The following is a 13,496-nucleotide window of genomic DNA, read 5'->3' as shown; positions in this document are numbered from 1 at the left end:
TTCTCCTCATACTCTAAATTTGTTTATATACATCCGCATATGCTACTTTCAATTGCTCTCGAAGCTGCTTATTTTCCGTTTCTACTTCTTTGATTCTTCGCTTCAATGATGGCATCTTTATTGTTCTCGTCGATCTCTCGCTTAATTTGCTTAGGAGTAGGAACTTGTGATTGTTGCTCGCGAACCCAGTTTTGGCTGTACGGGAGTCCTCTTCGAGGCCCGCTATAATGTACAAAAATATACCGATTGGGGTTATTCTTCTCATTACTATTCTTTTTAGACTTATCAATAAGAGCTACAAGGACATTTAAAGCCAATTCATCATCAATAGGTATAGAATGACCTTTTACATAGGTTTTCTTTATATCCGTCACTATCTGATATTTGCCATTTAGCTTTACTAAGCAATCTTGTGTCAATGTGAGTGTATCGGAGATATGGAGACCTGTCTTAAATGCAATCCATATAAATAGTTGAACTTCAGGATGGAGATAATTAATTTTCTGAAACAGTTGCTCCAACACATAATCTGGAATGTAATCAACATGATCATAGTTCTTTTCCGAAGTTTTGAAATTTCCTCTGAAAAAATGAGCGTTCTTGCACTCTTTATAGGGGCGATGCTATATTCATAGGGTTGAAGATCCTCTAAAAAATTCCAAATAATAACCTAGATTATCCTTACATAATGTTCAGGATGTGAATCTCTTCGTTTCAATTTTGTCTTCGCATGGTAATAGATTTGCTCTATGTATTTCAATACATGTTCTCTGGATAACTTCCTTAAATCATGCCATTCAGATTCTAGTTCACATACAAAATTTACAAATTTAGGAAGGCGCTCCATGTAAGTCATTGCTGTTCCCAAAGAAAATCTTCCATCCATTGAACTACCCCCACTTTCACTTCGTGTAGAAGAGGGGGATTCCTAAGTAAAGAGTTCTATCGAACTCTAATTTATTAGGCTATCTCCACAGTCCCTGCGGTTAGAAGCCTTATCGCTTCATTCTTTAGATTGATACTTGCGTTAATATCCCTATCATGATGTGTACGACAAGAAGGGCAGTCCCATTCACGTAGGTTTAGATTTTTAACGTCTTTGTTTTGATATCCACAACAAGAACATAATTGGCTGGAAGCAAATGTTTTCGATACGACAATGACTTGTTTGCCGTACCATTTTGCTTTATATTCCAACATAGTTCGAAACTGTGACCATGATACCTCACTAATTGCTTTTGCTAACTTATGATTCTTTAGCATATTCGATACTTGTAAATTCTCTATACCAATAACATCGTGGTTTTTGATGATTTCAGTTGAGACTTTGTCCAAGTAATCTTTTCTAGCATTCGTCATGTATTCATGAATTCTAGCTACTTTTACTCGTTGTTTATTCCAGCGAGAAGATCCTTTCGTTCTTCTAGAAAGAACACGCTGTACTTTCGCCAACTTCTCTTCTAATGATCGAAAAAACTTCGGATTTTTATAGATTGTTCCATCTGACAAAATGGCGAAATCTTTTAGTCCCACATCCATTCCAATATAAGATCGTGTTTTTGGAAGTTCTTGCACTTCTGTTTCAACTAACAATGACACAAAGTATCTACCAGAATGGTTCCGTCTAACTGTAGCATTTAAAATACGTCCCTTTACTTCACGACTTTTGGCAAATCGAACAAGACCTAGTTTTGGCAATTTCATTTTGTTTCCTACAACGGCAATGTTTTCATTTGTTTGTTTTGTGGTATAAGATTGTACGTTGTTCTTCTTAGATTTGAAACGCGGGGCACTGTTTTGTTTTTTGAAAAAGCGTGTATAAGCATCCGCAAGGTTGCGAACAGAAGACTGAATCGCAATACTATCCACTTCTTTTAGCCAAACAAACTCTTTCTTCATGGCAGGAAGTTTGGCAGAGCATGTACCATATGTCAAACCTTTCCCTGTCTCTTTGTATGCGTTATCCCATAGAGATAGGAAATGATTGAATACAAAACGAGAACAGCCAATCGTTTTATTGATTAGGGTTGCCTGTGCTCTATTTGGATAGATACGAAATTTATATGCTTTATTGATTATCATTCGCTTCACCTCCATTTCGATATACATCCATTATACAACAAACATACATTCGATAGGTAGTGAATGAAGTAACACTTTATGTATGTCGAACAATTAAGATGGCATCCTGCCATCCCTTGTCCGAAGCCAATTCATCTCCCACCTACTCACTTCGCGTTCCTTGAGGAAGGAGTCTTCTTGGCTAAAATGATAAAATAGAGATAGGTGATGTTACCTATACTCCAGCTCAAAAATGAACTTTATACCATGTGGTATTTTGGGATATGTGCTCGAAAAAAATGATTGTATGGTCTATGAGTATATGTTTCAAGATTTTCTCATGATAAATGCTTTTTTACAAGCATATAAGAAAGAACATCCGAAAACAGGATTAATTATCCATACAGACCAAGGCTCTTAATATACATGCAGTAATTTTCAGGCCACTCTAAAAAAGTATGATTCTGTTTCGAGGGTCAGTAAAAAAGAACCCCCTATGACAATGCATGTATGGGAGGCTTTTGCAAAACCATAAAAAGAGAGCTCAATCAAGGTGCTAAGTTTTAAACACCTGAACAAGCTCGAAAAAAATATTTAAATATATAGAGCTGTACTACCCTATAAAAAAAGCATTATTCCTTGGATTAATTTTCTCCTACCAAATTTGAGAAAGCCTATTCATAATATTCCCCTAACTGAGTGCCTAGTAAATATTGAATCCATTTTTTAGAATACATGTTTAACTTTTTAAGTTCCTTTCACAAAATGATTATACTGAAAATTCAATCAATCAATTTCTATTTAATAATAAATTAACATAAATTATTAAAAGGCACCTACGATATCAATTATGCTAGCGTTATTACACATACTTCGCATTGTCCACCAAGTGCAGTTATCCCCGACTGTCCAAAAGCTACGGTAATTGTCGTAACAGCCGTAGTTTTAACAATTCCCTGGGTACTTAAGCTTCCAAATGCAACCTCGCCTGATCCACTAATAGAACCCGGTAATACGGTTCCATTGGCTAGTAATCTTAGTCCGGCAATTCCCCCATTAAATGAGCTTGAAACTGTAATAAAATATGTATGTCCCGCAGCTAAAACAATATTTCCTGACCCATTTGTATATTGAATAAGGCCATTTGGACTATTAACATTAGATCCTTGATAAGGAATACGAACATTTGCGCCAGGTGTTGCATTTGTTGTTAAATATATATATGCGTTATCTTGAAAGAAACTAGGTCCCGTAGCTCCTGTAGGTCCAGGCGTACCGTCTAATCCCGTAGCTCCTGTAGCTCCAGGCGTACCGTCTAATCCCGTAGCTCCTGTAGCTCCAGGCGTACCGTCTAATCCCGTAGCTCCTGTAGCTCCAGGCGTACCGTCTAATCCCGTAGCTCCTGTAGCTCCAGGCGTACCGTCTAATCCCGTAGCTCCTGTAGCTCCAGGCGTACCGTCTAATCCCGTAGCTCCTGTAGCTCCAGGCGTACCGTCTAATCCCGTAGCTCCTGTAGCTCCAGGCGTACCGTCTAATCCCGTAGCTCCTGTAGCTCCAGTAGGTCCTGTAGGTCCGGCACCTGCTATCAAAGTATAATCAGGTGATGATCCAGGAGTACCATCTGGACTCGGAACATTTGCAATATAAGTGCTTCCATCAATTGTAACCACTTGACCTGCTGGATACCCTGGTGCATCCGCTGGATTAAATGGTACAACTCCAGATAAACCAACCCCCGTAGCCCCAGTAGGTCCTGTAGGTCCAGGCGTACCGTCTAATCCCGTAGCTCCTGTAGGTCCAGGCGTACCGTCTAATCCCGTAGCTCCTGTAGCTCCAGTAGGTCCTGTAGGTCCGGCACCTGCTATCAAAGTATAATCAGGTGATGATCCAGGAGTACCATCTGGACTCGGAACATTTGCAATATAAGTGCTTCCATCAATTGTAACCACTTGACCTGCTGGATACCCTGGTGCATCCGCTGGATTAAATGGTACAACTCCAGATAAACCAACCCCCGTAGCCCCAGTAGGTCCTGTAGGTCCGGCACCTGCTATCAAAGTATAATCAGGTGATGATCCAGGAGTACCATCTGGACTCGGAACATTTGCAATATAAGTGCTTCCATCAATTGTAACCACTTGACCTGCTGGATACCCTGGTGCATCCGCTGGATTAAATGGTACAACTCCAGATAAACCAACCCCCGTAGCCCCAGTAGGTCCTGTAGGTCCGGCACCTGCTATCAAAGTATAATCAGGTGATGATCCAGGAGTACCATCTGGACTCGGAACATTTGCAATATAAGTGCTTCCATCAATTGTAACTACTTGACCTGCTGGATACCCTGGTGCATCCGCTGGATTAAATGGTACAACTCCAGATAAACCAACCCCCGTAGCCCCAGTAGGTCCTGTAGGTCCGGCACCTGCTATCAAAGTATAATCAGGTGATGATCCAGGAGTACCATCTGGACTCGGAACATTTGCAATATAAGTGCTTCCATCAATTGTAACCACTTGACCTGCTGGATACCCTGGTGCATCCGCTGGATTAAATGGTACAACTCCAGATAAACCAACCCCCGTAGCCCCAGTAGGTCCTGTAGGTCCGGCACCTGCTATCAAAGTATAATCAGGTGATGATCCAGGAGTACCATCTGGACTCGGAACATTTGCAATATAAGTGCTTCCATCAATTGTAACCACTTGACCTGCTGGATACCCTGGTGCATCCGCTGGATTAAATGGTACAACTCCAGATAAACCAACCCCCGTAGCCCCAGTAGGTCCTGTAGGTCCGGCACCTGCTATCAAAGTATAATCAGGTGATGATCCAGGAGTACCATCTGGACTCGGAACATTTGCAATATAAGTGCTTCCATCAATTGTAACTACTTGACCTGCTGGATACCCTGGTGCATCCGCTGGATTAAATGGTACAACTCCAGATAAACCAACCCCCGTAGCCCCAGTAGGTCCTATAGGTCCTGTAGCTCCTGTAGCTCCTGTTGAACCAGGAGTTTCGATAATTAATTGGATTAATAAATTTAAAAGAAGTTGTAAAGTGCTAGGATCCATTTTTAAACAGAATAAATAAGAACCTAATGCGTTGTAAAATGGAGGTAATAATGACAGTAATTGCGCTGTATTTGAGGTAGGCGATTGTAAGACAGTGATAATACTTTGAATGAATTGTTTGACGTAGTTCCCTTCAGGAGAAGGGATTAAGGAGTTGAATAAGTCTAATAATTGAGTAAATACATTGAGTAATGCTAATCGATTTTCATCTGACGGATCAGATACATAAGCAGGTATTAGAGTCTTTAAACTTGTGAGTACTGTAATCAATTGGGAAAGTTGTTGTTGGGAAATAGGAATTGTTTGACAACAACTGCCACAACCATTCGAACTAGGTGATGGTGAGAACGGATTAAACCGCTGATTACAAGGATCATTGCAATCCATATATAAAATCTCTCCTTATAGAAAATATTTTCTCATGAAAAATAAAGGAATAGTATAGAGAATGCTTCGACTAAAAATGCTACTGGTTTAATCAAAGTGATTTTATTACACCTCCAAAATAAAATTATATTTCACCTTTATTTATTCATGAATTTATACTACTTTACTATTCTATAAAATAATCTTAAGTTTGCTTGTAAAAAATGCCTATTATCATAATTGGAATATTTTAAAGGAAAGCAATTTAAACAGGATATTATTTTGGTAGCCGTTTTTCTTTAAGCTATCGTGATGTCTTTGAAATTTTGAAAGAACGTGGTGTTTCAGTCCATCCAACAACGATTATGCGCTAGGTTCATGAAGATGGCCACCTGATCTATCAAATTTGGAAGAAAAAAAATAAAAGAGTACACTTATCTTGGAAAATAGATGAGACCTATATAAAAGTCAAAATAGAATGGCGTTACCTGTATCGCGCAATTGATAAAGAAAGGTACACATTGGATATTCAACTTCGTAAAAAGTGAGATTATCAGGCGGTATATGCCTTTATGAAAAGGTTAGTGAAAATATTTGGAGAACCAACGGTTCTCACAACAGATAAAGCACCAGCATTACTTTGTGCATTCAAAAAATTAAAGGAACAAGGCTTTTATAAACATACAACTCATTGTACAATCAAGCATTTGAATAATCTCATAGAACAGGACCATAGGCATGTAAAACGCCGCTTTTCTAAATCGGCAGGATTTCAAAGTCTTCGCCATGCTTCGCGTACCTTGAAAGGAATCAAAACGATTCATGCTATATATAAACAAAAACGAAGTTTGCAGCCAAACTTCGTTTTTTCAACGTACAATTAATTACAGCAATTACTTACAATCGCATAAGATTTAACTGTACTTACCCTAACTTTCTATCTGTTAAAAAAACTTTGCAACAGAACCCTTCTATCCCTTTATTAAATTTTGTATAAACTTACAAGCCTCAGGTGCTTCTTTTTGGATTTGTTCTCTATCTGATAGATTAGGAGAATGTAAATAATTAAAAACACCTGCAAAAAATTCAACTGAATTAGTTTTGATATATGGTTCAATTGTAATATTATTTTTTTCTTTTTCATATATATTAATAAACTCACTAGATATCGACGGTCGCTCTCCTTTGATTAACAAATCATCTACAGCATGGCCAAACTCATGCAGAAGAGTATTCGTATCATTACCTTCAGCTTCTTTATGTCCCAAGTGATTGACTTGTATCTTTAAAGTTTTTTCCTTTGTGTGGTAGTATCCTAATATATCTTCATTTTTGGAATCGAGACGTTTATCAGTTAGTGTGAATAATGTGGTATTCATATTTTTCATTATATTTATCAATAAATTATTAGGTACATTGCTGATTAATTGTTTTAAAATCGTTTGTGCTCTTTCTAAACTAGCTGATGTATATAGATTATCTATTTTTAATTTTAATAAATCTTGATTTAAACCAGTTATTTCTTTAAATTTTTGATTTATATTACTTTCTACCGTCTTAACTTTTTCTTGAATTTTTTCCTTTGGTACCACTTCCCCTTCTAGTTTAATGACTTCTCTTCCTTTTTCAACAATAATACTTGTTTTTTTAATTTCAATTCCTAAATTTCTTTCCATAATAATGTGCTCTTCATTTAAGTGTCCCACCTTTGTTCCTTTTGGGAGCTTTAAGGAAAGTAATATAGGTGTTGATTGATTTGTAGAACCTTGTATTAAATCGGCATTCATAAAAGTATTAATAGATCCATACTTAAATTCATTCACTAGCTTTTGATATTTCTCTCGGTCTACTTTATTTTTTTGATCCTTTTGATGGAAAAAACCTTCTTTATATCCTACATCCTCACACTTTAAATATTTATACACATACAGAGGTTTACTTAATTGAGCATTCTTATTATCCAGAGCCTTGTCCATTGTTACTATATCTTTTTCTACTTGTTTAGAAATCTCTCCCTGATCAAATATTTCTAGTTGTTTATTCATTTCCTCCAAACGCCCTGTATCGTTTAGAAGCTTTTTCTGTTCATTATTAAGTGTCTTTTTCCAAGTTTTCGAGTGGTTTTCAGCCCATTCCATTGCCTTCTCTTTATCTTTATCAAAATCAACAGCTTTGTCTGCTCTTAAGTTTACTGAGTTTATGTTATTTTCAGCTGCATATACGGTATCGAAAGTTACCCCGAATTGTCCTAATAATGTTACAGTTGCTATGCATGCAAAAGTTTTTTTTAGTATTTGTTTATCCATTCTACTTCCCCCTTAATTTAATAAATTAATAGATAATAAACGTAAAAATTAACTGACAATAATTAATATAGTGACTAATCATTTTATTTTGATAGTTCAAGTGTTAGGAGAACTATATGTTAGAATTATAGTAGTATTAAATTTTCACACGAAACAGATACTATAAAAATTGATTCATTTTAGCATATAGGGCATATCCTTTTTCTTTTCTACATGATCGATTTCATCCTAGAAAACTTCCTCCTCAATGTGTGTAAAGATAAATGGTATCTACAAATAAGTAGGAGATACATTGGCTTTTTTAGTAGCGCAACATACATTTCTAAAGCAGAATATATTTTTACAAAGTACTCTTTTGAAATCTGTAGATACAAGAACTATGGGATAATCATGCTAAAATAACTGAACAATTGTCTGGTGTTGACAGAAACTTTCCTCTTTTATAAGTGAGAGGAGCTCAAACAACATACATTCCGTAGAAATACACTATTAGGAAACTTCTAATTCCATTTAGCAACAAGATACTCTTTATGACTTATAGGATCAACAGCATACATCTTGATCACACTTGTAACCGGGATTCCAAATCCATTATTATAGTCTGGAAAGTTTATTTTTAACGATTTATCACTTTCTAAATTACGTATATCATATGGACCATAATCTTTCTCAAAATTCCCCCCGCTAACTACCCATTTATATTGATACTTTTGATAGGTTGGCACTCTAGAAAATTGTATTCCATTTACATAGCCCATCTTTTTGTCTTCCATCCACTCTTTAACCGGATGATCTTCCCTTACTTGTTTTTCACTAATAGGTTCTGTTTTCCATTCTACTAATGTAAAATCATCAAATAAAATGGGTTGCTTCCCTGTGTTACCAATAAATAACCCTTGAAAATGCATTGGATATTGTGATGTTTTAAATGTTAATTCTATGCGTTGATATTTTGTTCCATCAATTTCGACTTCTTTTTTAGGCGTCTTTTCTCTCTTATGTCCATCATCACCTTGACCATATGCTTCCAAATACACTTTTTGTTTATCATTCTTGTTACTGGAATCTACTTTTGCATAGGTACTTAAAGTATAAGTTGTATTAGGCTTCAATTTTGTAGCACTTGTAGAAACTTCTTGATTTGGTTGTAATTTCATTGCTCTTCCTGTTGTACCACCTGGTACCCATTCTAACGTAGCACCCAACCAGCCTGTTTCATCGTGGTTATCACCCGAAGAATATAAAACAGGCTTTTGAATCATAATATTCATTCCACGTTTTAATTTCACATCATAAATTTTTTTATTATCCATCTGTTCTAATTGACTTGCTATTTCTTGAGCAGTTTTTTCATCATAGATAAACCCTACCGCACTTTCGTTAAGAAGCATATCATTATAATAAATCTGCCCATCTTCTTCAGTGCATCCAAAGGCTATTTTTATCGCTTCACCAATTGTTACCTCTGGCTTTTTGTCTTCGGGATCAGTATAATCTTTGGCCGCTACTCTCCTCTCAAGCGTTTCATTTCCTATATTAAGAATTAAATTTGCAGAAGAATTTTCTATTTGAGTTATTACTGGTGCCCATTCCTGGGAAGAATCTTTTTTAATTGAACCATCCACATCCTTGATACCATACAATCCACTCGTTTGCATTGTTTCTAATTTAAGTTTTTCACCATTTTGTATTTTTCTTAATTGATCATAGTTCATAAAAATATTGGTACCTTCATCATCTAATTGATCTAGAGCAATTGGACCTAGTCCTTTTTCAGGGTAACTCTTTCCAGGCGCTAGGGTATTAGCAATTTGGTTTTGCCTTACTCTAATTGTATGAAGTGTATCTGTGCCTAAAATTAAATTTGTTGTCGGTTGTGCATCATAGATAGGAGCTGTTCCTGTATTGTAATAACGAACATTAGCATTTAATGCTGCAGATTCTCCTTTATTCATACCAATTGCTTCTGACCAATCTTTTTCAGAGCTGTTTTCTACAGTTGTTGTGTTTGAGGAGGTATGAGAAAAACTTGTTGTAACCTGGCCGTTAATTGACAATCCATCGAACCCTACTGACGCTTCTATTCCACTCGTATTTTCCTCTGTATTGCTATTAGACGTTTCAGTAGACACGGATTCTCCCTTTTCCTTTGTTACCTCATTGAATTCTGAAATAATCATTTTCTCCATTCCTACACCGACAACTGGATAAGCTGCTACTAATGGATTCCTTGCCTCTGCTTTGACACCTCGATCCATATCACCTGAAGCTTTTTCAAAATCCGTATATGGATCACCAACGGTATGAGACTCATATGGATTAGATACATACTTTTTGTACCCTTTATCTTTCATAGATTCATCCCATTTAACAGCCATTTTTTGCTGTACAGTGTAACCATTCTCTTCCCAACTATCATAAATTGAATCATCATCTGTATCGGTATATTCATCATCTTCACTTGCTTTTAAACTTCTTTTTTGAACTTTGTTATTTGTATTAGATTCAAATAGATTTTGTTTTGGAATAAATGAATTATTAATCTCTTCCGGAGAAAAATCTGGTAACATTAAATTTTCAGTGGGTATTAACTCCGTTGTTTCAGGAGAATTATTCCAATATAATTGTAATTCAACTAGATTATTTGATGACATTTTCGTTTCTGGTCGGTATTCAATTTTAACTTGATATAGTTTATCTTTTTCTAATTTCACTTTCTTTGTCATTTTTGTTTGATTAATGACAATTTGATCGTCTAATTGCATTATGACTCGTTCATCAGATGAAGTAGATAGTAAATATTCAGCTGTTTTTGAAGGTTTAATATACCCAATCCATCTAACAGATTGAATATTTTGTTTATCCTCCTGCACCAGGTCTTTGATTTCACTTTTTTCAATCTTTAAATCTCCATTTACTTCTGGTGCAATTAATACCGGTTCCTTAAAATTATTGTCATTATAGTAATAGCCCATAAGCCCCTGTCGAGCATCTATTGTTACTTCTTGTTGAGGAGATTGAGATTTATTCATTTCATCTGTTTGTGCATATGAAGCATTTGGTGCGATAAGTAAACCTAATAATGCTGTAGAGGTTAAACATTTGTAAAATGTAATAGTATTCATTAATTTGTTCCTCCTTATTTTTTAAACGTCTCATTTCAAATGAATCATATTATTTTTTAGCAAATTTAACAAACGGCAAAAAAATATATTCAAATAACATACATAAAACATGTTTCCTCTACAATTTATTGTGAATAATTCTTAAAAAATCGTTCAATATATATACATATATTAGGTTTTTGTACTTAGATAAAATAAAGTAAGAGGTAATTTTCAAAAAAATTCACAGAATTGTCATTAATATTAAATCAAGGAAAGATATTCAATAACATCCATGAATATTAAGAATTAATCCATGAAAATCTCGGAAGAACACAATATAATTGGTATTGATGAACTATGAGTACGTAATAATTAAATAAAAGGTTGTCTCCTTCTTTGCATTAGGAAAACAACCTTTTATTTTTTTTCGACAGAAAACTCCCTCCTCAATTTGAATGAAGGTGTGATAGCACCAGCAAATAGGTGGGAGATGAATGTCGGCTGGCGTAAGCCAAAATGTTTGCTACTATATACTTGTACAGATTATTCCTTGAAAACTGAAGATATGAGGTTGGTTGCAGAAAAATCGTTGCAATCGTAAAATCTTCAACGTTCTATCGTCCCACGCTTGCCGAAGTTGCGAAAACCAAGCTAAAGTAGGAAGCGTGCTGAGTCAACGTACAAGATACTTCAGTTCTCACCGTAGGAACTATGGGCAGAGCCCGCTAAGATAACTGCTGGTTACATCGGCGGTCGCAGGAATCTCCCACTTCAAACAGGCCGCAAGGTCGTTAAGTGGGGTAGTTCAATTAGTTATGATGTCATGATTATTTAAGTTACTGAAATCATATATTTAATCTGGTAGATTTGATAGCATTTCAGCAATTGAACCATAAAAAGCATTGATATCAGAAAATCCCAATGAATCTGAAACACTTAGCCCTACCATATCAAGATGATCCCAATTATCCTTCATTTCTATATGATTCCACTTTCCAAGCTGTGGTGTATCCATATAAGCTATGATATCGTCCGTTGATGGACCAATCATCGATTTTGTATTTACCACTCCATCATTTTGCCACCATGATGAATCAATAATCGGACGATTCTCATCACACCTCACATATGAACCCAGGAAAATAGTATTTCCCATTAGTGCCTTATTCATTGTTACGTGTGGAAGGTGCAGACCAGTAATAGGCTTCTCTTTTGTCGCATGCCCACTATAGGAAAAATAATATACATCCGGTTGTGCTTTTACCCATTCATTCAATTCTTTTGCACCATCTGTACTTAAGTCCCATCGACTTATATCTTTTGTCCCACTCCATATTGAACTGTTTAACACACGGTTTGAGTATTGAAGAAATGATTCCTTATCTTTCTTTTTAATTCCCCACTGATCTAGTTTAAAATCATACAAAGCCAAATTATTATTTTCCCCCATACCAGCGGTCGCAACAAGTAATTGTCTAATAGATGGTATAAGTAAGCTGCCATCTGCAAGTGTTGTTCCATTATGTGGCGTTGCCAATGTTGTTACACTATGAACATAAGACTTTCCTCCCTGAAATAACGGTGAAATTTGTACATCAGCATTTTGTTTTTTATAGTTTTTTTCTTCCTGACAACCTTCTTTCAATAATTGAACCAGTGTACGTATCGTTTGCCCTCCCATGCTATGTCCTATCAAATGAATCTTATTTGTTTCACTCCAATTTGATACAAACCCTGTATAAGTTCTACCATATTGATTATGCCCATGCTCTAAAGCATGAACTTTTCCATAATCAACCGTTCCCCCATTGATTTGTGCATATAACTCACATGCACGATCCCAGTTACTAGATAATGGTCCAACAGCTGCTGTATAGACATTATACCCATCTTCCTTTAAATTCTCTTGAATATCGTGAACACCGCCCCAATACTTTATACCAAGTAATTCATCTCTGCCCCAACCTGTAAAACCATGCACAAAAATAATTGGATTATCATTTGCACTCTTTTCTTTTGCATGTACTGGAAATGGCATTAGCATGCCTGAAAATATAGAGAATAGCATCAAAGACATTCCAAATAACCTTACCATTAAAATTCCTCCTTTATATTTATATATAATAAAATAGTTTAAGTAGATATAAAAAGAGATTCACAAATATAATCCAATACAATATGTACAGGACTAATAATATGAATCTCCAAATCTCTATCTTAAATTATTAACTTAAAAACAATATATATTGATATCCGTTATTTGTCATTAGATTATGAAATATTTCATAATCATTGTTTAAGTTACTATTCATCCTCATAATCCCCAGTGAACTACCCGCCACTTAACGTCCTAACGGACTGTCTGTCTGAAGTGGGGGCTTCTCGGTTAGTCGTTACGATAGCTAACGACTCAGTCCTAAGACAGCCGGGCTAACTCCCTTATTTTATCATTTTAGCCAAGAAGACTCCTTCCTCAAGGAACGCGAAGTGAGTAGGTGGGAGATGAATTGGCTTCGGACAAGGGATGGCAGGATGCCATCTTAATTGTTCGACATACATAAAGTGTTACTTCATTCACT

At 35.9% G+C, this 13,496-nt stretch carries 5 protein-coding genes and 2 pseudogenes; 1 reads left to right on the top strand and 6 read right to left on the bottom strand.

The genetic code is table 11. The features are described from left to right. Window positions 1-13 precede the first annotated feature (13 nt). The 3 genes and pseudogenes from NHG49_RS30525 to NHG49_RS30515 all read right to left on the bottom strand — a co-directional run. A pseudogene (locus NHG49_RS30525) lies at window positions 14-185 on the bottom strand (DUF6262 family protein); the annotation flags it as partial. 775 nt (window positions 186-960) lie between these two features. After that, window positions 961-2,082 (bottom strand): IS200/IS605 family element RNA-guided endonuclease TnpB, encoded by a 1,122-nt coding sequence (gene tnpB, locus NHG49_RS30520; protein WP_258127153.1) that lies wholly within the window; start codon window positions 2,080-2,082, stop codon window positions 961-963. Between the two features lie 827 nt (window positions 2,083-2,909). Continuing rightward, a complete protein-coding gene (locus tag NHG49_RS30515) occupies window positions 2,910-5,525 on the bottom strand; it encodes a collagen-like repeat preface domain-containing protein (RefSeq protein ID WP_258127152.1) in 2,616 nt (871 codons plus the stop codon). 219 nt (window positions 5,526-5,744) lie between these two features. Here NHG49_RS30515 and NHG49_RS30510 point away from each other — a divergent pair. Then, window positions 5,745-6,388, top strand: a pseudogene (locus NHG49_RS30510) (IS6 family transposase). An 87-nt stretch (window positions 6,389-6,475) separates the two neighbouring features. Here NHG49_RS30510 and NHG49_RS30505 read toward each other — a convergent pair. From NHG49_RS30505 to NHG49_RS30495, 3 genes are all read right to left on the bottom strand, one after another. After that, on the bottom strand, window positions 6,476-7,810 hold the full coding sequence (locus NHG49_RS30505; protein ID WP_258127151.1) for an anthrax toxin lethal factor-related metalloendopeptidase: 1,335 nt from the start codon (window positions 7,808-7,810) through the stop codon (window positions 6,476-6,478). A gap of 500 nt (window positions 7,811-8,310) precedes the next feature. Continuing rightward, a complete protein-coding gene (locus NHG49_RS30500) occupies window positions 8,311-10,935 on the bottom strand; it encodes a binary toxin-like calcium binding domain-containing protein (protein ID WP_258127150.1) in 2,625 nt (874 codons plus the stop codon). A gap of 835 nt (window positions 10,936-11,770) precedes the next feature. Next, the gene (locus tag NHG49_RS30495; protein ID WP_374987944.1) at window positions 11,771-12,961 is read right to left on the bottom strand and encodes an esterase/lipase family protein; all 1,191 of its coding nucleotides are present in this window, start codon (window positions 12,959-12,961) and stop codon (window positions 11,771-11,773) included. Between the last annotated feature and the right edge of the window lie 535 nt (window positions 12,962-13,496).

Source organism: Bacillus sp. IBL03825 (assembly GCF_024712505.1).
Classification (GTDB): domain Bacteria; phylum Bacillota; class Bacilli; order Bacillales; family Bacillaceae_G; genus Bacillus_A; species Bacillus_A wiedmannii.
This window is presented reverse-complemented; position numbering and strand designations above follow the sequence as displayed.

Excerpts from the sequence above, each read along its gene's own strand:
- tnpB (WP_258127153.1), bottom strand. The coding sequence starts at position 2,082 with ATGATAATCAATAAAGCATATAAATTTCGTATCTATCCAAATAGAGCA.
- NHG49_RS30495 (WP_374987944.1), bottom strand. The coding sequence starts at position 12,961 with ATGCTAATGCCATTTCCAGTACATGCAAAAGAAAAGAGTGCAAATGAT.
- NHG49_RS30515 (WP_258127152.1), bottom strand. The coding sequence starts at position 5,525 with ATGGATTGCAATGATCCTTGTAATCAGCGGTTTAATCCGTTCTCACCA.
- NHG49_RS30505 (WP_258127151.1), bottom strand. The coding sequence starts at position 7,810 with ATGGATAAACAAATACTAAAAAAAACTTTTGCATGCATAGCAACTGTA.
- NHG49_RS30500 (WP_258127150.1), bottom strand. The coding sequence starts at position 10,935 with ATGAATACTATTACATTTTACAAATGTTTAACCTCTACAGCATTATTA.